Here is a 25,767-nt window from a genome sequence, read left to right as displayed (position 1 = left end):
GGGCTAAGCGAGCAGAACCAGCGGCTGGTCGAACTCCACCGGCTGGCCGTTCTCGACCAGGATCTGCTTGACCACGCCTCCGCGCGGGGCGGTGATCGGGTTCATCACTTTCATCGCCTCGACGATCAGCAAGGTATCCCCGGCCTTAACCGTGTCACCCGAAGAGACGAAGGGCGCGGCACCCGGCTCCGACGACAGGAAGGCGGTGCCGACCATCGGCGAGCGGACGCTTTCGCCACCGACGTCGCCGACGGGCGCTTCGGCGTGCATCGGCGGGGCCATCATCGGCTGGGGCGCCGGCGCAGCAGCCTGAGCCGGTGCGGCCGCAGACCCAGCGAAAAGATTACGCTGCACCCGGATCTTGCGATCGCCGTCCTCGACCTCGATCTCGGTCAGGCCGTTGTCGGTCAGCAGCTGCGCGAGCTCATGAACCAGGGCCGGGTCTATACGCATCCCGTCTTTCCCATTGCTCGCCTTGGCTGGTCCGGCCATCTGTTACGTTCCCCTGTCCAATTCCACCCCCGCGGGTGCGACGACGCGCCCTTGCAGAGCAGGGCGCTTGCGTCCAGCCTGTCCCTTGCGGGTGGCGCGGACGCGGCGGGCCTCTATATGAGCGGTTCGAGCAATCCACAAAGCGCCTTTGGTAAATGACTGAAACGGCTCAAAAAGAGATGATCTGCGTATCGGTGAACGGCGAGCCGAGGTCGATCGCCGCCGAAAGCAGCATCGCCGACATGCTCCGTGCGATCGGTCTCGATCCGCTGAAGGTGGCGGTGGAGCGCAACCTCGAGGTCGTGCCGAGGTCGACCTTGGGCGATGTCGCCGCGAGCGACGGCGACTCGTTCGAGATCGTGCATTTCGTCGGAGGAGGCTGAAGTGAACGCCCCGCAATCCGTTGGTGCCGACAGTTGGACGGTCGCGGGCCGCACCTTCACGTCGCGGCTGATCGTCGGGACCGGCAAGTACAAGAGCTTCGAGGAGAATGCGGCCGCGGTCGAGGCTTCGGGCGCGGAGATCGTCACGGTCGCGGTGCGGCGGGTGAACATCGCCGACCCGAACCAGCCGATGCTGACCGACTACATCGACCCCAAGAAGGTCACCTATCTTCCGAACACCGCAGGCTGCTTCACCGCTGACGATGCGATCCGGACGCTTCGGCTGGCGCGCGAGGCGGGCGGCTGGAATCTGGTGAAGCTGGAGGTGCTCGGCGAGGCGAAGACGCTTTACCCGGACATGCGCGAGACGCTCCGGGCGACAGAGGTCCTGGTCAAGGAAGGCTTCGAACCGATGGTCTATTGCGTCGACGATCCGATCGCAGCGAAGCAGCTCGAGGAAGCCGGCGCCGTTGCGATCATGCCGCTCGGCGCTCCCATCGGGTCCGGTCTTGGAATCCAGAACCGTGTGACGATCCGCCTGATCGTGGAGGGCGCCAACGTGCCGGTGCTGGTCGACGCGGGAGTTGGCACGGCGAGCGATGCAGCGGTGGCGATGGAGCTCGGCTGCGACGGAGTGCTGATGAACACAGCAATCGCCGAAGCCAAGGACCCGGTGTTGATGGCGCGCGCGATGAAGGCGGCGGTCGAAGCGGGGCGGATGGCCTATCTGTCCGGCCGGATGGGCAAGCGCCGCTACGCCGATCCCAGCAGCCCGCTCGCCGGGCTTATCTAGTCGCGGTGACGATGTGCGCCGACATTGGCGCATCGAAACCGTCGGGTCCGTCGAACTGGCGCAGTGCCGATTTCACTCGCTCGAAAGCTGTTTCCAGCACGTCGTCGCCACGATCCGCGATTTCGGAGCCCATTGGAGTGCCGTAGCAAAGCGCGGTCGCAGCCTCGGTTGACGAGGCGCTTCGGCTTCTCAGCTCGACTGTGTCGATGGCCACCGCGTTGAACCCGGCCTCGCGAAGGTCGGATTCTATCCGCGCGAGGTCATAATATCCGAACGGGCCTTCGCGCATGAACAGCGGCGGGTCGTTGGGGAACATCTCGACCAATGCCTGCTGGGCGGCATCGCTTGCTGCGTTGCGGTCGATCCTGTCCCAGATCGCCATCATGTACGTGCCGCCCTCGCGAAGCACCCGTCTCGCTTCCGAATGCGCCCGGATCTTTTCCGGGAAGAACATCGCGCCGAACTGGCAGACGACAGCGTCGAAAATGCCGTCCTCGAACGGAAGCTGCTGGGCATCGGCCGCCTGGAATTCCACGTTGGGCGATCGAACTCTCTGCGCGGCCATATCCAGCATCGGCTGGTTGAGGTCGGTCGCGACGATAAAGGCCTCGGGCAATGCCTCGTTGAGCGCCTGAGTGACCGCGCCCGTGCCTGCGGCCGTTTCCAGGATCCGCCGGGGGTGCAGGTCGCGGATGCGCCGCGCGAGTTCCTCGGCGTAGGGGCGGAACAGGAGCGGGACCATCAGCTTGTCGTAACTGGCCGGGACGGAGCCGGCGAACCGGTCTGCCATGTCTTTCATCGGAACGGCCTCCTGACCTCAGGGGTTTTCAAGCCGGAGGTGGCACATGGTCGATACCATGACAAATTTCGCCGCCGAGCGCGACGCGATGGTCCAGCGGCAGATCGAGAGCCGCGGAATCCGCGATCCGTCGATCCTCGAGGCTTTCAGGGCGGTACCGCGCGAGGACTTCCTGTCTCAGGAATATCGCGACCTCGCCTATGGCGACCACCCGCTGCCGATCGAGGCGGGGCAGACGATCTCGCAGCCCTATATCGTCGCGCTCATGATCAAGGCGGCCGATATCAAGTGCGGCGACCGGGTGCTCGAGGTGGGCGCAGGCTCGGGCTATGCGGCGGCGGTGATCAGCAGGATCGCCGGCGAGGTGATCGCGATCGAGCGTCAAAGCGAGCTTGTCGCGATCGCCCGGGAGCGGATGCGGCGCCTCGGCTACGACAACGTCCGGATCGTCGAGGCGGACGGGACCCGCGGCTGGCAGCCCGACGCGCCTTATGACGCGATCCTTGCCGCGGCGAGCGGTAGCCACGTGCCGCCCCAATGGGTCGAGCAGCTTGCCGACGGCGGGCGGATCGTAATGCCCGTCGGTGAGCCAAACTGGGTCCAGAAGCTGATCAAGGTGACCAAGGGCCCGGCCGGCAAGCTGATCCACGAGGAGCTCGGCGCGGTGCGCTTCGTGCCGCTGATCGGGGAGGAGGGCTGGAGCGATGGGTGAGACGGTCAGGATCGACCGGCCCAAGCTGATCCGGCGCTCGGCCGAAATTTAACCCAAGGCAACTTCTCTCCATCACGGATGTTGTTCGAAGGAACGACGGCATGCTCGGGCCGTAGACTCATCAAGGGCTGAGTCTGGAGGAGACCCGTGCCGCACAGGCGAGGAAGCTTTCACGAGGACTGGAACGACCTGCTGACGCGCTTCGCGCACCGCCGCAAGCATGACGAGCCGCGCGCGATGCTGCTCGACAAAGCGCAGGAGGAAGCACGGCAAACCGGCCGGGATTTCGACCCGCATCATGCCTTATTCGAGCGCGCGCACTCCGATTAGCGCGAGGCGACGAACTCGCAGATCGAATAAGCGAGGTCCTCGGCCGCGGGCGGGTCGTAATTGGACAGGACGATGATGCTCCAGCCGCTGTCGGGGACGTAATAATCGACCGACGAAACGCCGCTGTTGGGGCCGCCGCCGCCGTGGCCAAAAGTGGCATGGCCCGAGCAGGTGCCGAGATCGACGCCATAGCCATATTTGCTCGGCCGCTGCGCACCGGCAAAGTCGATCCGCGGGGTCAGCATTTCCGCCGTTAGGTCCTTGCCAAGCAGCTTGCCCGTGGCGACCGCTCGATTGAAGGCGAGCATGTCCGTAGCCGTGGAATATTCGCCGCCGGAGCCATTGCCGTCATAGCCGAGGAATTGCTCGTTCGAGTAGCGCGGGCCGAGGCCGAGTGGGTCCTCCGGCGGGCGAAGGTAGCCGGTGGCGCGGTTCGGGACGATCGCGGTGACCGGCCACAACCCCGTGCGCTTCATCCCCGCCGGCGCGAAGACAAGATGCTGCAGGGCGTCCGCGAAGCTGTTGCCGGTTGCTTTCTCGATCACCGCCTGGAGCAGCACGAAGCCGGCATTGCTGTAGGCAAAGCGCGCGCCGGGCTCGAACTGCAACGGCTCGGTCATCGTCGCCGCAAGCTCGGCCCCGCTCTTTTCGCCGCGGACCTGGCGCCCGTCCCATTCGCCGATCCCAGCGCTGTGCGTGAGCAGCTGCTTGAGCGTGATCTTCGCCGCTTCCGGGTGCGGATATTCGGGCACCCATTTGGCCAGGCTGTCGTCGAGAGACAGCTGTCCCTCGCGCGCGAGCTTCAGGATTGCGGCGGCGGTGAACATCTTCCCGACCGAGGCCATGTGGAACAAGGTGTCGGTCCGGTTCGGCACCTTCCACTCCTGATCCGCCAGTCCATAGGCGCGGTTGACGACGACCCTGTCGCCTTTCGCGACGAGCACGACGCCTGAGAAGCTGTCCTCCGCAGCGAGCGAAGCCGCGTGCTTCTGAATCTCGCTCGCGATGCGGGAGAGCGGAAGCGCCGCCGTCGGCCAGGCTTCTGCCCTCACCTTGGCGGGATCGCGCGCAGCGAGGAGGAAGATGTCGGAAATCTTCCCCGGCTCCGCCTTGCTGGTGAAGACCACCAGCTTGCCGAACTTGCCGCCGTGGTTGGTGCGGACGATTGCCTCGACCATCCGGTCACCCTGGGGGCTCGAAGAGACGACGGTCAGGCCGCCCGAATCCGTCGCGATCCGGTCGAGCCATTTCAGTCGGCTTTCCGCGTTTCCGTTCTGGAGCGCCTTTGCGGAGAAGGCGCTTGCGACAAGGGCTGCGCGCGCCTCGTGGCTGCCGTTGATTGCGCCCAGGGTCGCGTCCGTAGCCGCCCGCGCGGGGGTCGCCGCGGCCGTCGAGACCCGCGAGGACACTTGCGCGACGCAGGGAACGGCAATGGTCGCGAGCGCCGCGGCGATCAGGATCGATTTACGCAACTCTGCACCCCCCCGGAATTAGGCTTTCTTCGATTTCCCGCGGATTTTGCTGATCGTCGTGGCGTTGCTGATCTGCTCGACGTCAGTCTTGCAGTGGATCAGGCGGATGCCCTTGAGCTTCAGCGCTTCGTCGAGCGCGGGCTCGAAATCTTCGGTCTTCTCGACGGTCGCCGCCCAGCCGCCATGGGCGCGCGCAAGCGCCGCGAAATCGGGGTTCGCGAGATTCGTTGCGCTGATCCGCTTCGGATATTCGCGCTCCTGGTGCATCCGGATCGTGCCGTAGCTTCCGTTGTCGACCAGGATCACCAGCAGGTCGCAGGCATATTGAGCGGCGGTCGCAAGCTCCTGGCCGTTCATGAGGAAGTCGCCGTCCCCGGCAACCGCAACAACCGGCCGATCCTTGAAGCGTAGCGCGGCGGCGACCGCTGCCGGGACTCCATAGCCCATCGTGCCGCTGGTGGGCGCGAGCTGTGTCGGCATGATCCCGTAGCGCCAGTAGCGGTGCCACCAGCCGGAGAAATTGCCGGCGCCGTTGCAGATGATCGTGTTGTCGGGGAGCTTCGCGCGCATCGCAGCGACGCAGAGGCCGAGGTCGAGCCTTACGCCGTCGCGCGGCTTGGGCTCCGACCAGTCGAGCCATTCCTTGTGCGCCCGTTCGCCGCATGAAAAACGGATGCAATCGGGGTCGCTCCAATCGTCCACCATCTCAGCGAACTCGCCCATGTCGGCGCAAATCGGCAGGTCGGCATGATAGACTCGGCCGAGCTCGTTGGGATCGGGATGGACGTGGACGAGCGTCTGTCCTGGATGGTCGGGTGTGATCAGCGTGTAGCCGTCGGTCGTCGCCTCGCCGAGCCTGGCGCCGACGGCAAGAATCAGGTCGGCGTCGCGGATTCGCTGCTGGAGCTTCGGATTGGGGCCGTAGCCGAGCTGGCCGGCATAGACCCCGCACTTGTTGTCGATCGAATCCTGACGGCGGAACGCTGCGGCGACGGGGATTCCGTGGCGGAAAGCGAAATTTGCGAAATGGTGCGCGGCGCGCGGGCTCCAGTCGGCGCCGCCGACGATCGCGACCGGCGAAGCGGCTTGCTTCAAAAGCTCGAACAGAGCCTGGATCGCGCCGGGATCGGCAGCCTCGCACAGCGCCGGGACGCACGGGCGGTCGGGCACGTCCACTTCGTCGCGAAGCATGTCTTCGGGAAGCGCGAGGACGACGGGACCGGGGCGTCCGGCGGTAGCGACGCGGTAGGCGCGGGCGATGAATTCCGGGATCCGTGCTGCATCGTCGATCCGCGCCGCCCATTTCGCGACCGGCCCGAAGAACGCGGGAAAGTTGATCTCCTGGAAGCCCTCGCGATTGCGATCGCCGCGAGCGACGTCGCCGATGAACAGGATCATCGGCGTCGAATCCTGGAAGGCCACATGGACCCCGGCGCTGGCGTTGGTCGCGCCGGGGCCGCGGGTCACGAATGCTATGCCCGGACGCCCCGTCATCTTGCCGTCGGCGTCGGCCATATAGGCGACGCCGCCTTCCTGCCGGCACACGGTGACCGCGATCTCGGGCGTGTCATGAAGCGCGTCGAGGACCGCGAGAAAGCTTTCGCCCGGAACGGTGAAGATACGGTCGCAGCCGTTGATCCTGAGCTGGTCGACAAGGATCTGGCCGCCGGTGCGCTTGGTCATGGGCGCGGCTGTAGCGGCTGGCAGGGAAAGTGAAAACGGGCTAGTCGACGCCCATGTACATCCTCACCGTCACCTATCCGAAGTCGAAGGGCGCGACGTTCGATTTCGATTATTACCGCACCAAGCATTTGCCCGAGGTCGGCAAGGCGTTCGGACCGTTCGGCCTGGGTTATGCCAGCGTCCTTCGTGGCGAGGAGACCGTCGGCGGAAGTGACCCCGCCTATTTCGCGGTGGCGCTCCTCAGCTTCGCGACCGAGCAAGGGGCGAGGGACGCGGTTGCATCGGACGGTGCGAAGGCGCTGATCGAGGACATCCCCAACTTCACCACCTGCAAGCCGGTGCTACAGTTCAACACGGCGGTGCCTTAGAGCCAATGGACCCAACGTTTCGAGTCTTCATCATCGTCAACCGTCCGCGGCGTGTGGTGTTCGAAGCGGTCGCCGATCCCAATGAATTGTCCTCATATTTCACCACCGGCGGAGCGAGTGCGCGGCTCGAGCAGGGCGCAACCGTCACCTGGGACTTCGCCGATTTTCCGGGCGCTTTTCCGGTTCGCGTCACCCAAGTCATACCGGACGAGCTGATCGCCTTCGAATGGAAGGCGAACGAGCCCGACACGGATTACGATGTCGCGGTGACGATGACGTTCACCGACGCCGGAGAAGGCCGGACGAAAGTCGAAATCGCCGAGGCGGGTTGGCGGTCGACCGAAGCGGCGGTGAAGGCGAGCTACGGCAATTGCATGGGCTGGGCGCAGATGCTGGCCGCGCTCAAGGCGTGGAAGGAATATGGAATCAACCTGCGGGAGGGTGCCTACAAGTAGGCAGGTCAGGCCTGGTGGATGGCCTTCACCACCTGATACGTCTCGAGACCTTCCTTGCCGCCCTCGCTCCCGAATCCGCTTTCCTTGACGCCTCCGAACGGTGCGTCGGCGATCGAGATGGCGAAGGTGTTGATGCCCACCATTCCAGCCTCGATCGCGTCGCCGAGCAGATTGGCGCGGCGGCCGTTCTCGGTGAAAGCGAAGGCGGCGAGCCCGTAGGGAAGGCGGTTCGCCTGTTCGATCGCTTCGTCCATGTCCTTGAACGAGCGGGACACGGCGACCGGGCCGAACGGCTCGTTGTTCATGATGTCGGCTTCCAGCGGAACGTCGGCTAGCAACGTCGGCTGGAAGAAGAAGCCGCCGCTGTCGCCGCGGCTTCCTCCCGTCATCACCTTCGCGCCCTTGTCGCGCGCGTCGTTGACCAAGGCTTCGACCGCCTCGGGCCGGCGGGTGTTGGCGAGCGGGCCCATCCGAGTGTCCTCGAGAAGGCCGTCGCCGACCTTCACCTTTCGAGTCCGCTCGGTGAAGCCGGTGATGAAGGCGTCGTAGATTCCTTCCTGCACGTAGAAACGCGTCGGCGAGACGCAGACCTGGCCGGCGTTCCGGAATTTCTGCGGCACGACCATGTCGAGAGTCTTTTGCAAGTCGCAATCGTCGAAGATCAGCACCGGCGCGTGGCCGCCAAGCTCGAGCGTAATCTTGGTGACGTTGTCGGCGGCGAGCTTCATCAGATGCTTGCCGACAGGGATCGAGCCGGTGAAGCTGACCTTGCGGATCACCTTGGAGCCGATGAGGTGGCGGCTGACCACGTCGGGAACGCCGTGGACCAGCTGGAACACGCCTTTGGGCAGGCCCGCATCGTCGAGCGCGCGGGCGATCGCCAGCGTATTGCCCGGAGTTTCCTCGGGAGGCTTGGAGATGACCGAGCAGCCGGCGGCGAGCGCCGCAGCGACCTTCTTGGCCAGCAGGTAGATCGGGAAGTTCCACGGGGTGAAGGTTGCGACCGGGCCAACCGGCTCGTGCATCACGCGGCTGAGCTGGCCCGGCGGGCGGACGAGGACTCGGCCATAGTCGCGCTTGATCTCCTCCGCGTACCAATCGAACAGCGAGGCTGCCCCGAACACTTCGCCCTTGGACTCCGCGATCGGCTTGCCCTGTTCCTGGGTCATTGTGCGGGCGATCTCGTCGGCCCGCTCCTTCAGCAGCTTGGCGGTCTTGTGGAGAATGGCGCTTCGCTTATCGACTTCGGTTGCGCGCCATTCCGGGTAGGTTCGCTTGGCGGTCTCCAGCGCCTCGTCGAGATCGGCTTCGGTTGCGAGCGGAAGCTCGGCGATCTCGCTGCCTGTAACCGGGTTGACGACCGCGAAGCTGTCGCGGCCTTCGCCGGTCCGCCAGCTTCCGTTGATGAAGAGCTTGAGGTCTGCTTCGTATCCCATGGAAGCGCAGATAGGCGCGCCTTGATGCGCCCGCAACGGCTCGCTAGGCGCTGTGGCAAAGGAGAATGAGGATGACGAAGCAGGAGCTGGTGCAGAAGATGCAGGAAAACCAGGCCTGGGTGCCTGGCAAGACGGTGAAGCTCGATTTCGGCGACCAGGGCGTGATCCTCCTCGACGGAGCCGGAAGCCAGGTGAGCGAAACGGACTCCCCCGCCGACACGACCATCAAGACGAGTTGGGACGACTGGCAGAAAATGGCCGGCGGCGAGCTTGACGGGATGACCGCCTTCATGACCGGCAAGCTCAAGATCGAGGGCGACATGTCGAACGCAATGCAGCTCCAGGGCGTGCTCGCGAAGCTTCGGGGCTGATGCTGAAGCTTTTCTATTCGCCGGGCGCCTGCTCGATCGTTCCGCACATCGCGCTGGAGGAGGCTGGCGCGGAGTTCGAGCCGGTGCGCGTCATGCTCGCGGAAGGCGAGCACATGAGACCGGAATATCTGGCAATCAACCCGCATGCGCGCGTTCCCGCGCTCGGTACCGACCAAGGCGTGATCACCGAGAATATCGCCATCCTGAACTTCATCGCCGACAGCTTCGGGGCGGCAGGCTCCGTACCACGCGGCGACGCGTTCGAAGCGGCCCGCTGCAACGAGCTGCTGGGCTGGTTCGCGAGCTCGGTCCACATCAGCTTCGCCACCATCTGGCGCGGAAGCCGGTTCACGGACGACGAAAGCGTCTGGCCGGCGCTTGCAGCCGGCGGCAAGGCTGCGCTGAAGAAACATTTCGCGGAGATCGAGGAGCTTTGCGCGGACGGCTGGCTGGCCGGCGGCGCGTTCACTGCCGCTGATTCCTACGCCGCCATTTTCTACCGCTGGGGTCGCCGGATCGAGATGGACATGGGCGGATACCCCCGCTGGGCGGCGCTGGTCGCACGGGTCGTTGACCGGCCGGCGGTGCAACGGGTGCTGGAACGGGAAGGCTGGAAGCGCTCCGATTTCGTGACTTCCTAGAGAGTTTCCGCACAGCCTGAGGAGGCGATATGCGCAAAGCTGCTCTTCTGGTCGGCCTGCTGATCGCATCAGGCACAATATCCGCCCAACCCACCCCTTCGCTAACTGCAGACCTCGCCCAGAAAATCGTCGTCGGCTGCGCCGCCCATGCGACTGCCAAGAAGCAAAGCGAAGCTGTCGCGGTCGTCGATACTGGCGGCCATCTGATCGCTGCGCTGCGGATGGACGGCAACGGCAGCGGGATCATGGAGTTCGCTCTTGCCAAGGCGCAAGCGGTCGCGGCCTGGGGGTTCTCGACGGCACAGATGGCGCAAGGCGCGCGCGATACGCCCGGGTTTGCCAGCGCGCCGCATGTGGTCACCGTCGCGGGCGGCGTTCCTGTCTGGTCCGCTGACGGCAAGGTGCGGATCGGCGCAATCGCGGTATCCGGCGAAGCGCCTGCGGACGATGCGGCCTGTGCCGAGGCGGGCATCCAGGCCGCTGGATTGCGCTCGAGCCGTCCTTGACCGCGGGCGCCGCATTTTCCATTGGCGGCTCATGCAGAAAATCTATCCAGACGCGAAGTCAGCGCTCGACGGGCTGCTGTTTGACGGAATGACCATCGCCGCGGGCGGGTTCGGCCTTTGCGGAATCCCCGAGCGGCTGATCGACGCGCTCGTCGAAAGCGGGGTCAAGGACCTCACCATCGCGTCGAATAATGCCGGGATCGACAATGTCGGGCTCGGCAAGCTGCTCCGCACCCGGCAGGTGAAGAAGATGATCTCCTCCTACGTGGGTGAGAACAAGGAGTTCGAGCGGCAGTATCTGGCCGGCGAGCTCGAGGTCGAATTTTGTCCGCAGGGCACTCTGGCGGAACGCATGCGGGCCGGCGGAGCTGGAATCCCCGGCTTCTACACCAAGACCGGAGTCGGCACGCAGGTGGCTGAGGGCAAGGAAGTGAAGAACTTCGACGGCGAGGACTATATCCTCGAACGCGGGATCCGCGCCGACCTGGCCATTGTGAAGGGCTGGAAGGCGGACGAGACCGGCAATTTGATGTTTCGCAAGACTGCCCGCAACTTCAACCTGCCGGCAGCGACGTGCGGAAAGGTCTGTATCGCGGAGGTCGAGCAGATCGTCCCGGTCGGCAAGATGGCCGGCAATTGCGTCCACCTGCCGTCTATCTACGTGAACCGCCTGATCGATGGCAGCCCGTACGATAAGCAGATCGAGTTCCGAACGGTCCGCGAAAGGGAGGCCGCCTGATGGCCTGGGACCGCAACCAGATGGCGGCTCGCGCGGCCAAGGAGCTCCGCGACGGCTATTATGTGAACCTCGGCATCGGCATCCCGACGCTGGTGGCGAACAACATTCCGCCGGGAATGACGGTGACGCTGCAGAGCGAGAACGGCATGCTGGGCATCGGCCCGTTCCCTTATGACGACGAGGTCGACCCGGACCTGATCAATGCCGGCAAGCAGACGGTCAGCGAGCTTCCGCAGACCAGCTATTTCGACAGCGCGACCAGCTTCGCGATGATCCGCGGCGGGCATATCGATCTCGCGGTTCTCGGCGGGATGGAGGTCAGCGAGAAAGGCGACCTCGCCAACTGGATGGTGCCCGGCAAGATGATCAAGGGCATGGGCGGCGCGATGGACCTCGTCGCCGGGGTCAAGAAGATCATCGTCGTGATGGAGCATGTGTCGAAGAACGGCGCCGCCAAGTTCATCCCGGAGTGCACGCTTCCGCTCACCGGAAGGAACGTGGTCGACATGATCATCACCGACCTCGCGGTATTCCAGCGGCCCGACCACGACAGCCCGTTCAAGCTGGTCGAATTGGCGCCGGGAGTTACGAAAGACGAAGTTCGCGAGAAGACGACGGCGAGCTACGTCGACTGACATGGCGCTTCCGGAGGCTTTCACTCCGAAGCTGCTCACCGTCTTTCGCGAAGGCTATCGGGCGCCGGACTTTCGCGCGGATGCCATAGCGGGCCTGACCGTCGCCATCGTCGCTCTGCCCCTTGCGATGGCGCTCGGGATCGCCAGCGGCGCAAGCCCGCGCGAAGGGCTCGTCACGGCGATCGTCGCCGGCTTCCTGATCTCGGCGCTCGGCGGATCGCGGGTGCAGATCGGAGGCCCCACCGGCGCGTTCGTGGTGATTGTCGCCGGAGTGATCGCCGCCCACGGGTTCAGCGGGCTTATCCTCGCCACGATCATGGCGGGAATCATACTGATAGCGGCGGGTTACGCGGGCGTCGGCAAGCTGATGCGCTATGTGCCGATGCCGGTCGTGACCGGCTTCACCGCCGGAATTGCGGTGATCATCGCTTCCAGCCAGCTTGGGGACTTCCTCGGGTTGAGGACGGGGCCGGTTCCCGCCGACTTCATCGATAAATGGGCGGCTTATGCCGGTGCCTTGGGAACCGCCAACTGGATGGCGCTTGCCGTGGGCGCGGCCAGCCTTGCGGTGATCATCATCCTCAAGGGCGTCGCGCCACGGGCGCCCGGCTATCTGATCGCGATCCTCGCCGCGACCGCGGCCTCGGCGCTGCTCAAGCTGCCGGTCGAGACCGTCGGCGACCGCTTCCATTCGATGGCAACGGGTGTTCCGCTTCCCAGGCTTCCCGAGTTCTCGATCCCGCTCCTCCGAGAGGTCGTGCCGAGCGCGTTCGTCATCGCCTTTCTTGCGGGGATTGAAGCTTTGCTGTCTGCAACTGTTGCCGACGGAATGACAGGGCGCCGCCACCGATCGGGGCAGGAGCTGGTGGGGATGGGCATCGCCAATATCGCGTCCGGCTTCTTCGGCGGGCTTCCCGCGACCGGCGCCATCGCCCGGACCGCGACCAACATTCGCGCCGGCGGTCGGACTCCGATGGCCGGAATATTCCATGCCCTGTTCCTGTTGATCTTCACCGTCGTCGCCGGGCGGTTGCTCGCACTGGTGCCGATGACTGCACTCGCAGCGGTGCTCTTGATGGTCGCGTGGGGGATGAGTGAGTTCGACCGCTTCGTTGCGCTGGTGAAGACCGATGCCGGCGAGCGTGGGCTTCTGATCCTGACCTTCCTGCTGACCGTGTTCGTCGATCTGACCGTAGCGATCGGCGTCGGAGTGACGCTCGCCGCCTTGCTGTTCATGATGCGAATGAGCGAGACCGCCGGGCTTGTCGCCGTCGACTCTGCAGAAGAGCCGGAGCTTCGCGACCAGCTGCCGCAGGGCGTCGAGGTATTTCGCTTCACCGGGCCGATCTTCTTCGGGGTCGCGGGCGAGATGCTCGAGGCGCTTCGCCGCGCCGGCCAGCGCCCGCGCGCGATCGTGCTCCGCATGGAGCAGGTGCCCTATATCGACGCGACCGGGGCCAACGCGCTTGCGACCTTCACCCGCCAGGCCAAGTCCGCCGGAACGGAAGTGTGGCTTGCCGGGATGCGGGACCAGCCGCGCGAATTCCTCGCGAAGCTGGAGCCGCGCTTCGCAGGCGCCAGGCGAGCGTCGAGTTGGTCGGCGGCATTGAAGAGGCTCTCCACTTAAGCCGCTTGCGCTGGGAGTCGCGAAAGAGGAAGATTCGCGGATGGGCGATCTTCCGCACCCCGCGTCCGCGCTAGTCGCTCAATGGGGCGGCTATCTCGCAAACGACCGGCGGCGGTCGGCGCATACGGTCCGCGCCTATGTCGGCACCGCTCATCGGCTGATCGACTTCCTCGGAGGATATAGCGGCGAGGCCGTCGAGCCGGAGGCGTTGGTCGCCGTCGGTGCCGCGGACCTTCGCGCATTCCTTGCCGCACGGCGCGGAAGCGGGCTGGGGGCGGCGTCCGCGGCTCGCGAGCTGTCCGGAGTCCGCGCATTCCTGACCTATGTGGCCGAGCAGCAGGGACGGGCACCGCAAGTGCCGCGGACGCGCGCTCCGCGGCGACCCAAGACACTTCCCAGGCCCGCTGCTCCAGACGAGGCGATGGCACTTGCGGAAGATGCGGGCGCCTTCGCGTCCGAACCGTGGATCGGCGCCCGCGACCTTTCGATCCTGCTCCTGCTCTACGGCTCGGGCCTTCGAGTGTCGGAAGCCCTGTCGCTTACGGCAAGGGACTTGCCGATCGGCGAGACGATCCGAGTGACCGGCAAGAGATCGAAGATGCGGGTCGTGCCGGTAGTGAAGGCGGTCCGCGAAGCAATCGTCGAGTACGTGCGCCAATGCCCCTACCCGATAGCCGACGGGGCGCCGCTGTTCCTTGGTGCTCGTGGAGGACCCCTGAGCGCCGACCTTGTCAGGCGCGCGGTCAGGGCCGCGCGCGTCAGGCTGGGGCTGCCGGATACGCTGACGCCGCATGCCCTCAGGCACAGCTTCGCGACTCATCTGCTTGCGAGGGGCGCCGACCTGCGTTCGCTCCAGGAGTTGCTCGGCCACGCGAGCCTGTCGTCGACGCAGATCTATACCAAGGTGGACGCGGCACATCTTCTCGATGTCTATCGCCACGCCCACCCGAGAGCCTAGCCGCGGCGGCCCTGCCGTGGCGAAACAGGAGCGCCGCAGCGATCCCTCTTTGCCGCTGCACCCGTAAACACAGGCTGGAACTCCAGTCCGTAACGGACCCGTTTCTCGCGTTAGTGGAGCCGGCGTTCGACCGCCGCCCAGAACACGGCCGGAGTATCGGTGCCGTTAAGCGAATCGATCGCGACGATGCCCGTCGGCGAAGTGACGTTGATCTCGGTCAGCCACTGGCCGCCGATCACGTCGATCCCAACGAACAGCAGGCCGCGCTTCTTCAGCTCCGGAGCGAGCGCCGCGCAAATTTCCCGTTCGCGGCTGGTGAGCTCGGTCTTCGCCGCGGTTCCGCCGACCGCGAGGTTCGACCGGATTTCGCCTTTGCCAGGGACGCGGTTGATCGCTCCGGCGATCTCCCCGTCTATCAGCACGATCCGTTTGTCGCCCTGGGCGATCTCCGGGATGAATTTCTGGAGCATGTGCGGCTCGCGATAGGTGCGGTTGAACACTTCCATCAGCGAGGCGAGGTTGCGGCCGTCCGGGCCGATTCGGAACACCGAGCCGCCGGCAAACCCGTGGAGCGGCTTGATGACGATGTCGCCATGCTCGGCGAGGAACTTGCGGGCGAGGCCGATCGAGCGGGTGATGGCGGTCGGCGGCATGAATTGCGGGAAATCGAGCACCCAGATTTTTTCGGGCGCGTTGCGGACGGCCGCGGGATCGTTGACCACCAAAGTCTCGCTCTGGATCCGCTCGAGCAGGTGCGTCGCGGTAATGTAGCCGAGGTCGAACGGCGGGTCTTGGCGCATCAGAACGACGTCGACGTCCTTGCCGAGATCGAGGATCCGGTGCTCGCCGAACTTGTAGTGGGCGCCATCCTTGCGCTTCACTTTCACCGGATAGCCCATGGTCCACAGCCGGCCTTCGGCGAAGCTCAGGTCCTCGGGCGAATAATAGAAGAGCTCGTGCCCGAGGTCCTGCGCCTTGAGCATCAGCGCGAAGGTGGAATCGCCGTCGATATTCACCCGTTCGAGCGGGTCCATTTGAACGGCAACGCGGAGCGTCATGAGGCGCGACTAAGCGAGCGCGTGGGCTTTGTCACCCTTGCCAGACGTCCGGGAGGTGGCGTGGGAGCTTTCCGGGGACGATGTAGAGCGCATCGATCCGAACGTCGTCGCCGGCGTTCATGAAGCGCGGAGCGAGGCGCTCGGCGGCGACGGCGACGCGGCGCAGGCGGTAGCGGTCAAGGGCGAACTCCGCGGCTTCGCTGGTGCCGCGCGCCTTGACCTCGACGAATGCGAGAGTGCGGCCGCGCCGCGCCACAATGTCCACCTCGCCGCCGGCAACGCGTGCCCGGCGGGCCAGTATCCGCCAGCCCTTCAGCCGCAGGTACCAGCAGGCGAAAGTCTCGGCCCCGCGGCCGCGCTTTTCCGCTTTCTGCCGGTTCATCGGCCGCTGATGTCCAACGCTCGCTCGTAGGCGCGCTTGCGGGGGATGCCGAGCCGCTCGGCAACTTCGGCGGCCGCGCGCGAAGGGGACAGCCTCTCCAGTGCTTGTTCGAGAAGCCGGTCCACCGTTGCGTCGCTAGCTGTCTCAACCTCCAGCGGCGGCCCGACGACGATCACGATTTCACCTTTCGGCGCTTGCTTCGAATAGCGCTCGGCCAGCTCGGCCAAAGTGCCGGTCACGCATTCTTCGTGAAGCTTCGTGATCTCACGGGCGACTGCGCCCTCTCGCGATCCGAGTTCGGACAACGCGAGAAGCGTTTCGCCCAGCCGTGGCCCGGATTCGTACAAGATGAGCGAGGCGCGGATTTCCGCGACCTCCCTGATGGCATCCGTCCGGGCCTTGGCCTTGGCCGGGAGAAATCCAAGGAAGAGGAAGCGGTCGGTCGGAAGTCCGGCGAGCGTCAATGCCGCGATTGCGGCGCAGGGGCCGGGAATCGTCCATATGTCGCGCCCGGCCTGGCGGGCTGCACGGACGAGCTTGTAACCGGGGTCGGAGATCAAGGGGGTGCCGGCGTCGCTGACGATCGCGATGGCTTCGCTGGCGAGGCGGTCGACGATCCTGTCGCGGTCGCTGTCCCTCGAATGATCGTCGTAGCGGCGCATCGGCGACTTCGCGCCGATATGCTTGAGCAGCTTGCCCGTTACGCGTGTGTCCTCGGCGAGGATCAGGCTCGCCTGGCGCAGGGTTTCCGCGGCGCGTGGGCTGAGGTCGCCGAGGTTCCCGATGGGCGTTGCGACGATGTAGAGCCCGGGCGGGAGCGGCGTTTCCATGGCCTACCCTCGCATCTCCTGACGAGCGACTGCAAGCGCTGGGCAAGCCCTTGAACAAAGATGGAAAAAGAGTCACTCTCCACGGATCATCGGCCACAAAGGGGAGTCGCCAGATGATTGGACTTGTTGTTTCCATGCTCATCGCCGGTGCAGGCGGCGGCGCCGATCTCCGCCACGACTTCGTTCAGTGCCTGAAAACAGCGGCCGCACAGGCCAAGGCGCAGAAGATCGGGACGGACGGCTTCCAGGCATTTGCACAGACGACCTGCGCAGCATCCGAAGCGCCCTTCAAGGCGTCGCTGGTGAGCGCCAACGTCAGCCACGGAATGTCGAAGCGCGAATCCGCCGCGGACGCCGCAGCCCAGGTCAGCGATTATTATTCGCAATGGGACGGCAATTATGCGGCCGATGCGCCGGTGGCCGCACCGGCCGCCGCGCCGACGCAGAACGCAGCCGTAGCGAAGTCCGACACGCCGCCGCCCAAGCCTCAATAGACGGCGAGCTCCGCGAGCAACCTGTCGAGCACCAAGCGGCCGCTGGACGTCGCCGCAATTCGCCCGTCACAGCTGATCAGGTGACCTGAAGCTTCCAGCCGTTCCGCGGCTGTCGAGTCGACAATCGGCACCCCAAATCTCCGCTCGAGCGAATCCACTTCGATCCCCTCGCTGAGCCTTAACCCCATCACCAGCGCTTCGTCCGCCGCTTCGCGAGCGGACAAGCGGGCCTCTTCGACAACCGAATGACCGTTGCGGGCTAGCGCCGACAGATAGTTCTCCGGTTTCTTGTGGCGAACGGTGCGGCTGCCGAGGCGGCGGCCGTGCGCTCCAGGCCCGACGCCGGCATAGTCGCGGTAACGCCAATAGGTGAGGTTGTGGCGGCTTTCAGCGCCGGTGGCGGCGTGGTTGCTGATCTCATAGGCGGGAAGGCCGGCTGCGGAGGTCATGGAGTCGGTGAGCTCGAACAGCGTCGCGGCGATGTCGGCGTCGAGCGGCTCGAACTCGCCCTTCGCGACCATCGATGCGAAGCGCGTGCCCGGCTCGATCGTCAGCTGGTACAGCGACAAGTGCGTCGTGCCGAGCGACAGCGCCCGGTCGAGCGTTTTCGACCAGCTCGCCTCCGTGTCGCCCGGAAGGGCATAAATGAGGTCGAAGCTGACTCGCGGAAAGTGGCGTTGGGCGATGTCCAATGCCGCAAGCCCTTCGTCGGCCGAATGCGCGCGGCCCAGGAAACGAAGCGCGGGCTCGTCGAAGCTCTGCAGGCCGAGGGACAAGCGGTTCACGCCCGCTCCGGCCAGGTCGGCGAAGCGCGCCGCCTCCACGGAATTGGGATTAGCCTCCAGCGTGATCTCGATGTCGTCGGCGGGGGGCCAATGCCTTCCGGCTGCCTCGATCAGCGCCTCCACGGTTGCCGGCTCCATCAGCGAGGGCGTGCCGCCGCCGAAGAAGATGGAAGTCAGCTTTCGGCCCGGCAGCAGGTGCGCTTCATGGGCGAGATCGGCGAGCAACGCCTCGCGCCACTCGGCTTGGTCGATGGCGTCGCGGACATGGCTGTTGAAGTCGCAATAGGGGCATTTGGATACGCAGAACGGCCAGTGAACGTACAGCGCCAGCCCGTCCTGGCTCACGGTTTGAGAGCGCTCACCAGCTTGCGGAATGCGTCTGCCCGATGGCTGATGCCGTGCTTCAGCTCCGGCTCAAGCTCGCCGAAGGTCTGGTCGTAACCGACAGGCACGAACATCGGGTCGTAGCCGAAGCCCTTGTCGCCGCGCGGTGGCCAGACGAGCGTTCCGTCCACGCGCCCTTCGAATGCCTCGGTCTGGCCATCGTTGGGCCAGGCGAGCGACAGGACGCAGGTGAAGTGCGCGGCCGGCGCGGCGTCGGGCTCGGTCGCCTGCACCTCGTCCCAGACTTTCTCCATGGCGCGCATCCAGTCGCGTTTGCCTTCTGAATCTTCGGCCCAGCGGGCGGAGAAGATTCCCGGCATGCCGTGGAGCGCCTCGACGCAAAGCCCGCTGTCGTCCGCGAGCGCCGGAAAGCCCGACAGATCAGCCGCTTCGCGCGCCTTCAGATCGGCGTTGTCGGCGAAGGTGTTACCGATCTCCTCGGGCTCCGGAAGGCGGAGCTCCTCGGCTCCGACACAGACGAAGCCGAGCGGCTCGATAAGGGCGGAAATTTCGCGAAGCTTGCCCGGATTGTGGGTCGCGATGACCAGCTTTTCGCCGATGTCCCTCATTTGCCGACCGCCTTCAGCTGGGCTTCGAAAATTTCGCCGCAGCCGATCCGGGCGAGCCGAAGCATTCGCAGCAGAAGTTCCTCGTCGTAGCATTCGCCCTCCGCGGTCACCTGCGCCTCGACGATGCTTCCGTCGGCGGTGAGAACGAAATTGCCGTCGCAGCCGGCGGCGCTGTCTTCGTCATAATCGAGATCGAGGACTGCGGTGCCCTTGAACACGCCGCAGCTCACGGCGGCGACCTGCGTATGGATCGGATCTTCCTTTAGCGCCTTCGATTCGAGCAGCTTGTCGAGCGCGATCCGGAGCGCGACCCATGCGCCTGAAATTGAGGCGGTCCGGGTGCCGCCGTCTGCCTGAATGACATCGCAATCGAGAACGATCTGCCGCTCCCCCAGCTTGGTGAGGTCGACGACGGCGCGAAGCGAGCGGCCGATCAGCCGCTGGATTTCCTGCGTGCGACCCGACTGCTTGCCCTTCGCCGCCTCTCGGTTGCCGCGGGTGTGGGTGGCGCGGGGAAGCATGCCATATTCCGCGGTAACCCAGCCCTGGCCCTTGCCGCGAAGAAAGGGCGGCACCTTTTCCTCGACGGATGCCGTCACCAGCACCCGCGTGTCGCCGAAGCTGACCAGAACCGATCCTTCGGCGTGGCGGGTGAAGTGCGGCTCGAAAGCGATGGTTCGCATCTGGTCGGGGGCGCGGCCGCTGGGGCGCATGAAGTCTCCTGTCATCCTGATAATGGTGCGCGGGCTCCCTAGACCGGTGGGCGCAGCAATCCTAGATGCGCGTCCATGAGCGGTGAGATCACCGAGCTTAGCGACCGGATGCGCGAGATTTTCGGGCTCGTCGTCGAATCCTACCTGGAGCGCGGCTCGCCGGTAGGGTCGAAGGCGCTGACCGGAAGCGTCAGCTTGTCGCCCGCGTCCATTCGCGGCGTGATGCAGGAGCTGGAAGAGCGGGGACTCCTCACCCACCCGCACACCTCCGCCGGGCGAATCCCGACCGAAAGCGGCCTCCGTCTCTTTGTTGACGGGATCATGCAGGCCTCGGCGCCCGACCCGCGCGAACGCGCCGAGATCGAGCGGCAGATCGGCCGCGACCAGCCGATAGAGGATGCGCTCGCGGCCGCCTCGGCGGCACTGTCGGGGCTGAGCCAGGCGGCGGCAGTGGTCCTCGCCCCGAAGCGGGAGCTTCGCCTTCGCCAGTTCAGCCTTGTGCCGCTGTCGCCGGAGCGGGCGCTGGCGGTCCTCGTCGGCGCCGACGGCTCGGTCGAGAACCGGGTCGTGAGTCTCGATCCGGGGACCAGCCCGAGCGCGCTCGAGCAGGTAACCAACTTCGTCAACGCCCGGCTGTCCGGAATGACGCTGGCCGAAGCCGAAGCCCGGCTGAGGCAGGAAATCCGCGAGCAGAAAGACGCCATCGACGCCGCCGCGGCGGAGCTGGTTGCCTCCGGCCTTGCCGCCTGGTCGCATGACCATTCGCGCCGGCCGGTCCTGATCATCCGCGGCCAGGCAAACCTTATCGATGAGCATGCCGCCGCCGACCTGGAGCGCGTCCGCAGGCTCCTCGACGAGTTGGAGGACCGGCAGGAAATTGCGAGGCTCCTTGAGGGCGCGCGCGACGCTCCGGGCTGCCGGATCTTCATCGGCAGCGAGAACAGGATGTTCGCGCTTTCCGGATCGTCAGTGATCGCCGCCCCCTATCGTGGGAGCCACGGCGAGGTGGTCGGCGTTGTCGGGGTAATCGGTCCCACTCGGTTGAACTATGCCCGGGTGGTCCCCATGGTGGATTTCACAGCAAAAGCGCTAACGAGATTGATCGGATGATTCAGCACAACGACGACTATCCCGAACCGGACGAGGGCGAACCTCTCGACGCCGCACAGGAGGCCGAAGATATCCGCAAGGAGACGGCCGACGAAGCGCCCGAGCTTGCCGAGCACGACCGGGTGACCGAGCTCGAAAAGGCGTTGGAGGAAGCCAACAGCAAGGCGCTCTACGCCGCGGCCGAGGTGCAGAACGTGCGCCGGCGGCTGGAGGCTGAGAAGAGCCAGGCGGCGGCTTATGCTTCGGCGACGTTCGCCCGCGACATGCTAGCGATCAAGGATCACCTCGATCGTGCGCTCGCGGCGGTCAGCGACGAGCTTCGCCAGGACAAGGTGGCGAGCAATTTCCTCGCCGGGATCGAATCCACCGCGCGCGAGCTCAACGCAGTCTTCGCCCGCAACGGAGTCGAGAAGATCGAGGCGCTCGGCCAGCCGCTCGACCCGCACAAGCACCAGGCGATGATGGAAATCCCGAGCGCGGACGCCGAGCCTGGAACGATCGTCGAGGAAATGCAGGCCGGCTACATGCTCAAGGACCGGCTGCTTCGCCCGGCGCTCGTCGCGGTGGCGAAGAAGGGCAACTAGCGGGAAGTACTACGGATCGCTCCAGCACACGGGCGGGGTTTCCGACGACCGTGGTGTGCGGAGCGACGTCCCGGGTCACCACCGCGGCCATTCCCACGACCGCGCCTTCGCCGATCCGAAGCGGTTTGCCGCCCTCGCCATTGCGCAGCGTAGCTCCCGTTCCGATGTAGGCGAAATCACCGATGCTGACGTTGCCGTTGCAATTCACGCGCGGAGCAAAGGTTACGAAATCGCCGATATCACAGTCATGCCCGACGTAGCTGTACCAGTTGCATTGGAATTGGCGTCCGACGCGGCTGGAATGGCCGACCAGCGTATTCCCGCAAAGCACGCTGCCGGCTCCCATCGTCACTCCCAGAGCGACCCTGGCGCTGATGTCATGAAGATCGAAAGGTACGAGCCCGGCGGCGCTGCAGCGGCTTTCGAGCTTCGCCCGCAGGCGACCGTCATTCACGCCGAGGATGAAGCTGTCTCCGGGCGACATGTCGCTCAACCGAACGACCGGATAAGGTGCCTTTCGATCGGCATCGTCTATGAAGACGATCTCGGCACCCGGACAAGCAAGCAGCAACGAACCGGCGAAATCAATTCCGGCTCCCCCGGCGCCGAAGATCCCGATCCTCATCGTCGCCAGAATGCTCGCTCCACAGCCGTCATGCAAATGGGCCTGGCGCTCGTTGCGGTGGCGAAGAAGGGCGACTAGTGAACCTGGCGGTTTGGGGTTTCGCCTTTCGTAGCGAGGCCGAAGCGGGGTTCCTCCGCCACCTCTCCAAATAGCCGCGCCGCCGCGTATCGACCCACCTCCGGGCCGTGCTTGAAGCCGTGCCCCGACCCGCCGCCCGCGAGAAGCACGTTGTCGAACTGCGGATGGAAATCGATCAGGAAATCCCCGTTCGAGCTGTTTTCATATTGGCAGACGCGCGCCTCGGTCAGCGGCGCACCCCTTAGCAGCGGGAAACGCCGGTCACGGAAGGCGATGATTTCGTCGAGCGCCTCTTCGCTCGGCTTGCGGCTCTGCGTTTCCGGGTCGACGACCGGACCGTGCTTGTCGTGGGCGAATTTCACTCCGCGGCCTTCGAGGTCCGGAAAGCCGTAGAAAATGTCTCCACCGTTGAAGTCGGCCCAACCGGGCATGGAGCTCTTCTCGAACCGCCTGTCGCCGGCAGGCGGAGCGAAGAAGAAGACTTCCTGCCGAGTGGCCACGATCCGCGAGCCGAGGAGCGTCGGGAAGAGCTTCGGAAGCCAGGGTCCGGCAGCGAACACGAACCGGTCGGCAGCCACCGATCGTCCATCGGACAGCTCGACTGCTCTGAGCTTCAACACAGTTGCCGCCGGCGGCCGCACATTCCCGCGAACGAACATGCCGCCGCGCTGGACGAAGATGTCGACCAGCGTTTGAACCGCTCGGCGTGCCATCAATGCCCCGAAACCCGGTTCATGCAGTCCGACCGTGATCCCGCCGAAGTCGATCATAGGGAAGCGCCTGGCCATCTCGGCCTGGGTCAGCACTTCGGTAGGCAGCCCAATCGACCTGTGCGCGGCGATACTGTCGCGGACGTAAGGCTCCTCGGTGGGGAAGAAGAACAGGATTCCGCAGTCGTGGAATATCGGCAGTCCCGCGACGGCGCTTAGAGCCTTCCATTCCTTGAGGCTGTCGAATGCCATACGCGTGTAAATCGCGTCCTTCCCGTAGGCGGCCCGGGTCAGGCGCGATTCGCCGCCCGACGAGGCTCGCGAATGCGCCGGCCCCCAAGCGTCGATCAGCGTAACCCTGTGACCCTTGCGAAGCAGGTGGACGGCCGTCCAGGCGCCGAACACCCCGGCACCGATCACTGCGACATGGTCGTTGCTGCTCATTACCCTGGCTCGCCCTGCCTTCGACAGAATAACAGCGCCGCCCGCCCCGAGAAGGAGCGAGCGGCGCGTTACGTTGAGTTGCGGCAAGCGCGGCTTGCCGCCCTTGTTCAACCGCCGAACTTCTGCCGGAACGTCAGCCCGATCGTCCGCGGCTGCCCGACGTTGAATCCCAGCCGCGCCCGGCCGCCACGCTCGCGGTCGAACGACATCTTCGGATTCTCGTCGAACAGGTTGTTGACGTAGGCGACGACCTCCATCCCGTTGTCGAAGGCGAGGCCCGCCGACAGGTTGACGAGGTCGTAGGCCGGGAGTTTGAGGTTAAGCGTCGTCGACGCGTTCGCGGGCTGGCCGTTGAACGGCAGTCCGTGGATGAAGGTCCGGGGATTGTCCTCCTGGTCGCCCGGCTGCGTGTAGCGGCTTCCGACATGCTGGTAAGACGCGTTCACGTACCAGTCGGACTTGTCGTTGAATCGCTGCGTGTAGGTCGCAGTCGCCGCCATCTGGAACTTCGGAACCGTTGGAAGGCGGTTGCCGTCTATGATTCCGGTGCGGGTTGCGAGGATCGGGTTGTCGATCGTCGAATCGAACTGCGAGTCGACGTAGCTGCCAGCGAGCGTCAGGTCCAAGCCCGGCGCCGGGTTGGCGGCGAACTCCGCTTCCACGCCGGTTGTGTGCGCCTTCGGAACGTTGAACACCAGTCGCGAAGAGCAGCTTCCTGCGTCGACAGTCACCTGCAGGTCCTTGATGTCCGTATGGAACACAGCCGCGTTGAAGGTAATCGGGCCTCGCGAATATTTGACCCCGCCCTCATAGTTCCAGAGCGTTTCGTCGTCGTAGCTGGCGGACTGGAAGGGCGTGTAGATGACCTTGTCCTCCGCGTTGCAGAGCAGGATGTTCAGCGGGTCGTTGATGCCGCCGAGGCGGAAGCCCTTCGCCGCCTGAATGTTCACGCTAAGGTGGCGGTTGGGCTCCCAGGTGCCGATCAGGCGCGGGCTAAACCCATTCGACTTCGTCTTGTCGCCAATGCGCGTATCGCCGTTGGAAAACAGGCCGCCGGAGATGAAGTTGCGCTTCTCGCTGAAGTCGTAATAGCGACCGCCACCGGTCAGCTTGAACTGGCCGAAGTCGTAGCTGCCCTCGCCGAACACGGCCGTCTGTTTGATGACGTAGGGAAGGTCGGCATTGTAGGGCGAGTCGGGGCCGAAGCCGTTGGCGACAGCAGCAGCGGTGCCTGCGCCGAAGCGGTTGTCGATGAACACATCGTAACCCGGGGTCGGGAGCCGCTGGTGATAGTTGCGATCGACGTGCGAATAGAAGGCTCCAAACACCCACTGGAACGGCGAGCTGCCGGTCGACGCCAGGCGCCCTTCCTGGGTGAATTGCTTCAATCCGGTCGTGTCGCGGAGGTTCGACGGCAAATTCACGCCCGCAGCCGGAAAACCGAGGTCCACGGAAACCGAGCCCGTAAGGGCCGAGGCATCGCGGCTGACGAGGATATCCCGATCGATGTAGCTGGTGACAGACGTAAGCTCGACCGGGCCAAAGTCATAGCTCGCGGTCAGGTCTGCAAGAGCCGTCCTGTCGCGGAATTTTTCCCGCAGCAGCAGATATTGCTGGCGCTGATGGAAATTGAGCGGCGGCACCGTGAACGCATTTGCATAAAGGTTGTACACCTCCTGCCGGTTGAACCCGTCCGCCTGTGCCTCCTGGTAGACAATGCGCGGCGTGATCCTCAGCTCGGGTGTCGGTTCCCACAATACCGACAGTCGGCCGCCGACGCGCGAACCGTCATTGACGTTCTTTCCACCGGCAGGGCCGAGGGCGTCGATGAAACCGCCGAAATGGGTGCCATATGCGACCGCGCGGACCGCGGCTGTCGGACCGAGCGGCGCGTTGATGACGCCTTTGAGGCCGTAGCCCATGTCACCTTCGTCGACAGTGTTGACGTTGGCTTCGATCATTCCTTCGGTACGGCCAATCTTCGGCTGGTTAGTGATGTAGCGGATGGTTCCGCCGACGGACCCTGATCCGAACAGCGTGCCCTGCGGACCGCGAAGGGTTTCGACGCGGTTGAGGTCGAAAAGATCGAGATCGGGTGTGAAGAGCGAGAGCGAAATCACCGATTCGTCGAGGTAGACGCCCACCTGCTCCTTGACGCCTGGCTGGTCGCGGACGATCTGGCCGGCAGAAACGCCGCGAACTGACACCTGGCTCTGGCCCGGGCCGAGGTTCTGGACCGTCAGGCCGGCAACGTTGCGGGCAATCGCCTCGAGGGTCTGGGCGTTCGCGCGCTGGATGTCTTCCTCGGTCTGCGCATTGACCGAGAAGGGCACGTCCTGGATCGTCGATGCACGCTTCGTCGCGGTGACGATGATGTCCGCGTTCGCCTGTGTGGCTGGGGGCTGGTTCGCGTTCTGCGCCACCTGCTCCTGCTGGGTGTTGCCCGTAGCCGCCGGCGGAGTCTGGGCGAGAATGGGCGTTGCGATCGCCGCAATTGCGGTACCGATGAGAAGACGGGATGAAGCACGCATTTGGAAGCCCCCTTCGGATCGTGCGTAACCGGGAGAGCGTAGCTTCAACCGCCATTTTAGCGAAGCCCGG

29 protein-coding genes and 1 pseudogene are annotated in these 25,767 nt (G+C 65.1%); 16 read left to right on the top strand and 14 right to left on the bottom strand.

Annotation, left to right across the window (positions count from 1 at the left end; genetic code table 11):
- Nucleotides 1-3: 3 nt before the first annotated feature.
- The gene (accB, locus tag LZ519_RS05050; protein ID WP_249867628.1) at nucleotides 4-492 is read right to left on the bottom strand and encodes an acetyl-CoA carboxylase biotin carboxyl carrier protein; all 489 of its coding nucleotides are present in this window, start codon (nucleotides 490-492) and stop codon (nucleotides 4-6) included.
- Between the two features lie 179 nt (nucleotides 493-671).
- Between accB and thiS the strand changes: the two are divergent.
- Nucleotides 672-1,668, top strand: a pseudogene (gene thiS, locus LZ519_RS05040) (sulfur carrier protein ThiS).
- Here thiS and LZ519_RS05035 read toward each other — a convergent pair.
- The gene (locus tag LZ519_RS05035; RefSeq protein ID WP_249867625.1) at nucleotides 1,661-2,467 is read right to left on the bottom strand and encodes a class I SAM-dependent methyltransferase; all 807 of its coding nucleotides are present in this window, start codon (nucleotides 2,465-2,467) and stop codon (nucleotides 1,661-1,663) included. The pseudogene thiS and the gene LZ519_RS05035 sit on opposite strands and share 8 nt — an antisense overlap.
- 58 nt (nucleotides 2,468-2,525) lie before the next feature.
- On the opposite strand from LZ519_RS05035, the gene LZ519_RS05030 reads away from it, so the two are divergent.
- Together LZ519_RS05030 and LZ519_RS05025 are read left to right on the top strand one after the other, a co-directional pair.
- Nucleotides 2,526-3,179 (top strand): protein-L-isoaspartate(D-aspartate) O-methyltransferase, encoded by a 654-nt coding sequence (locus LZ519_RS05030; RefSeq protein ID WP_249867624.1) that lies wholly within the window; start codon nucleotides 2,526-2,528, stop codon nucleotides 3,177-3,179.
- 147 nt (nucleotides 3,180-3,326) lie between these two features.
- Nucleotides 3,327-3,509, top strand: coding sequence for a hypothetical protein (locus LZ519_RS05025; protein WP_249867623.1), 183 nt, complete (start codon nucleotides 3,327-3,329; stop codon nucleotides 3,507-3,509).
- Here LZ519_RS05025 and LZ519_RS05020 read toward each other — a convergent pair.
- Both LZ519_RS05020 and LZ519_RS05015 read right to left on the bottom strand, forming a co-directional pair.
- Complete coding sequence (locus LZ519_RS05020; RefSeq protein ID WP_249867622.1) at nucleotides 3,506-4,981, bottom strand: serine hydrolase domain-containing protein; 1,476 nt, start codon at nucleotides 4,979-4,981, stop codon at nucleotides 3,506-3,508. The genes LZ519_RS05025 and LZ519_RS05020 overlap by 4 nt on opposite strands.
- 18 nt (nucleotides 4,982-4,999) lie before the next feature.
- On the bottom strand, nucleotides 5,000-6,664 hold the full coding sequence (locus LZ519_RS05015) for a thiamine pyrophosphate-binding protein (protein WP_249867621.1): 1,665 nt from the start codon (nucleotides 6,662-6,664) through the stop codon (nucleotides 5,000-5,002).
- Nucleotides 6,665-6,717: 53 nt separating this feature from the next.
- Between LZ519_RS05015 and LZ519_RS05010 the strand changes: the two genes are divergently transcribed.
- A complete protein-coding gene (locus tag LZ519_RS05010) occupies nucleotides 6,718-7,032 on the top strand; it encodes an EthD family reductase (RefSeq protein WP_249867620.1) in 315 nt (104 codons plus the stop codon).
- 5 nt (nucleotides 7,033-7,037) lie between these two features.
- Nucleotides 7,038-7,487, top strand: coding sequence for an SRPBCC domain-containing protein (locus LZ519_RS05005; protein ID WP_249867619.1), 450 nt, complete (start codon nucleotides 7,038-7,040; stop codon nucleotides 7,485-7,487).
- A 5-nt stretch (nucleotides 7,488-7,492) separates the two neighbouring features.
- On the opposite strand, the gene LZ519_RS05000 is transcribed toward LZ519_RS05005, so the two are convergent.
- Entirely contained in the window at nucleotides 7,493-8,923 is a 1,431-nt protein-coding gene (locus tag LZ519_RS05000; RefSeq protein WP_249867618.1) for an NAD-dependent succinate-semialdehyde dehydrogenase, read from the bottom strand.
- Nucleotides 8,924-8,994: 71 nt separating this feature from the next.
- On the opposite strand from LZ519_RS05000, the gene LZ519_RS04995 reads away from it, so the two are divergent.
- Genes LZ519_RS04995 through LZ519_RS04965 form a run of 7 tightly spaced genes read left to right on the top strand, consistent with a single transcriptional unit; the run spans nucleotide 8,995 to nucleotide 14,400 of the window.
- Nucleotides 8,995-9,294, top strand: coding sequence for an SCP2 sterol-binding domain-containing protein (locus LZ519_RS04995; RefSeq protein ID WP_249867617.1), 300 nt, complete (start codon nucleotides 8,995-8,997; stop codon nucleotides 9,292-9,294).
- The gene (locus LZ519_RS04990) at nucleotides 9,294-9,935 is read left to right on the top strand and encodes a glutathione S-transferase family protein (protein WP_249867616.1); all 642 of its coding nucleotides are present in this window, start codon (nucleotides 9,294-9,296) and stop codon (nucleotides 9,933-9,935) included. Before LZ519_RS04995 ends, LZ519_RS04990 begins: the two co-directional genes overlap by 1 nt.
- Nucleotides 9,936-9,964: 29 nt before the next feature.
- Nucleotides 9,965-10,441, top strand: coding sequence for a GlcG/HbpS family heme-binding protein (locus LZ519_RS04985; RefSeq protein WP_249867615.1), 477 nt, complete (start codon nucleotides 9,965-9,967; stop codon nucleotides 10,439-10,441).
- Between the two features lie 31 nt (nucleotides 10,442-10,472).
- Nucleotides 10,473-11,180 carry a CoA transferase subunit A gene (locus tag LZ519_RS04980; RefSeq protein WP_249867614.1) on the top strand — a complete coding sequence of 236 codons (708 nt, stop codon included), beginning with the start codon at nucleotides 10,473-10,475 and terminating at the stop codon, nucleotides 11,178-11,180.
- A complete protein-coding gene (locus LZ519_RS04975; RefSeq protein ID WP_249867613.1) occupies nucleotides 11,180-11,815 on the top strand; it encodes a CoA transferase subunit B in 636 nt (211 codons plus the stop codon). Before LZ519_RS04980 ends, LZ519_RS04975 begins: the two co-directional genes overlap by 1 nt.
- Before the next feature lies 1 nt (nucleotide 11,816).
- A complete protein-coding gene (locus LZ519_RS04970) occupies nucleotides 11,817-13,442 on the top strand; it encodes a SulP family inorganic anion transporter (protein WP_249867612.1) in 1,626 nt (541 codons plus the stop codon).
- A gap of 40 nt (nucleotides 13,443-13,482) precedes the next feature.
- Nucleotides 13,483-14,400, top strand: coding sequence for a tyrosine recombinase XerC (locus LZ519_RS04965; RefSeq protein WP_249867611.1), 918 nt, complete (start codon nucleotides 13,483-13,485; stop codon nucleotides 14,398-14,400).
- A gap of 110 nt (nucleotides 14,401-14,510) precedes the next feature.
- Here LZ519_RS04965 and gshB read toward each other — a convergent pair whose 3' ends face one another.
- From gshB to rsmI, 3 genes are read right to left on the bottom strand one after another with little or no spacing between them, the layout of a single operon-like run.
- A complete protein-coding gene (gshB, locus tag LZ519_RS04960; protein ID WP_249867610.1) occupies nucleotides 14,511-15,458 on the bottom strand; it encodes a glutathione synthase in 948 nt (315 codons plus the stop codon).
- 31 nt (nucleotides 15,459-15,489) lie between these two features.
- Complete coding sequence (locus LZ519_RS04955; protein WP_249867609.1) at nucleotides 15,490-15,840, bottom strand: YraN family protein; 351 nt, start codon at nucleotides 15,838-15,840, stop codon at nucleotides 15,490-15,492.
- Nucleotides 15,837-16,670: a 16S rRNA (cytidine(1402)-2'-O)-methyltransferase gene (rsmI, locus tag LZ519_RS04950; protein ID WP_249867608.1), complete on the bottom strand. Its 834-nt coding sequence runs from the start codon at nucleotides 16,668-16,670 to the stop codon at nucleotides 15,837-15,839. Before rsmI ends, LZ519_RS04955 begins: the two co-directional genes overlap by 4 nt.
- A gap of 113 nt (nucleotides 16,671-16,783) precedes the next feature.
- Between rsmI and LZ519_RS04945 the strand changes: the two genes are divergently transcribed.
- Complete coding sequence (locus tag LZ519_RS04945; RefSeq protein ID WP_249867607.1) at nucleotides 16,784-17,164, top strand: hypothetical protein; 381 nt, start codon at nucleotides 16,784-16,786, stop codon at nucleotides 17,162-17,164.
- Here LZ519_RS04945 and hemW read toward each other — a convergent pair.
- The 3 genes from hemW to rph are packed head-to-tail and all read right to left on the bottom strand — an operon-like array spanning nucleotide 17,158 to nucleotide 19,615.
- The gene (hemW, locus tag LZ519_RS04940) at nucleotides 17,158-18,294 is read right to left on the bottom strand and encodes a radical SAM family heme chaperone HemW (RefSeq protein WP_249867606.1); all 1,137 of its coding nucleotides are present in this window, start codon (nucleotides 18,292-18,294) and stop codon (nucleotides 17,158-17,160) included. The two genes, LZ519_RS04945 and hemW, sit on opposite strands and share 7 nt — an antisense overlap.
- On the bottom strand, nucleotides 18,291-18,902 hold the full coding sequence (gene rdgB, locus LZ519_RS04935; protein ID WP_249867605.1) for an RdgB/HAM1 family non-canonical purine NTP pyrophosphatase: 612 nt from the start codon (nucleotides 18,900-18,902) through the stop codon (nucleotides 18,291-18,293). Before rdgB ends, hemW begins: the two co-directional genes overlap by 4 nt.
- Nucleotides 18,899-19,615 carry a ribonuclease PH gene (gene rph / locus LZ519_RS04930; protein ID WP_249867604.1) on the bottom strand — a complete coding sequence of 239 codons (717 nt, stop codon included), beginning with the start codon at nucleotides 19,613-19,615 and terminating at the stop codon, nucleotides 18,899-18,901. The genes rdgB and rph overlap by 4 nt, the downstream gene beginning before the upstream one ends.
- Before the next feature lie 75 nt (nucleotides 19,616-19,690).
- Between rph and hrcA the strand changes: the two genes are divergently transcribed.
- Entirely contained in the window at nucleotides 19,691-20,725 is a 1,035-nt protein-coding gene (gene hrcA, locus LZ519_RS04925) for a heat-inducible transcriptional repressor HrcA (protein WP_249867603.1), read from the top strand.
- Nucleotides 20,722-21,309, top strand: a complete 588-nt coding sequence (gene grpE / locus LZ519_RS04920; protein WP_249867602.1) for a nucleotide exchange factor GrpE — start codon at nucleotides 20,722-20,724, stop codon at nucleotides 21,307-21,309. The genes hrcA and grpE overlap by 4 nt, the downstream gene beginning before the upstream one ends.
- Here grpE and LZ519_RS04915 read toward each other — a convergent pair.
- Nucleotides 21,254-21,655: an LbetaH domain-containing protein gene (locus tag LZ519_RS04915; protein WP_249867601.1), complete on the bottom strand. Its 402-nt coding sequence runs from the start codon at nucleotides 21,653-21,655 to the stop codon at nucleotides 21,254-21,256. The genes grpE and LZ519_RS04915 overlap by 56 nt on opposite strands.
- A 33-nt stretch (nucleotides 21,656-21,688) precedes the next feature.
- On the opposite strand from LZ519_RS04915, the gene LZ519_RS04910 reads away from it, so the two are divergent.
- Nucleotides 21,689-22,012, top strand: coding sequence for a hypothetical protein (locus tag LZ519_RS04910; RefSeq protein ID WP_249867600.1), 324 nt, complete (start codon nucleotides 21,689-21,691; stop codon nucleotides 22,010-22,012).
- Here the strand turns inward: LZ519_RS04910 and LZ519_RS04905 are convergent.
- Both LZ519_RS04905 and LZ519_RS04900 read right to left on the bottom strand, forming a co-directional pair.
- Complete coding sequence (locus LZ519_RS04905; protein ID WP_249867599.1) at nucleotides 22,009-23,166, bottom strand: FAD-dependent oxidoreductase; 1,158 nt, start codon at nucleotides 23,164-23,166, stop codon at nucleotides 22,009-22,011. The two genes, LZ519_RS04910 and LZ519_RS04905, sit on opposite strands and share 4 nt — an antisense overlap.
- A gap of 107 nt (nucleotides 23,167-23,273) precedes the next feature.
- Nucleotides 23,274-25,697, bottom strand: coding sequence for a TonB-dependent receptor (locus LZ519_RS04900; protein WP_249867598.1), 2,424 nt, complete (start codon nucleotides 25,695-25,697; stop codon nucleotides 23,274-23,276).
- Between the last annotated feature and the right edge of the window lie 70 nt (nucleotides 25,698-25,767).

The sequence above is a fragment of the Sphingomonas anseongensis genome (assembly GCF_023516495.1).
Taxonomy (GTDB): domain Bacteria; phylum Pseudomonadota; class Alphaproteobacteria; order Sphingomonadales; family Sphingomonadaceae; genus Sphingomicrobium; species Sphingomicrobium anseongensis.
Note: the sequence above shows the minus strand (reverse complement) of the source record. Positions and strands in the feature narration are given on the sequence as shown.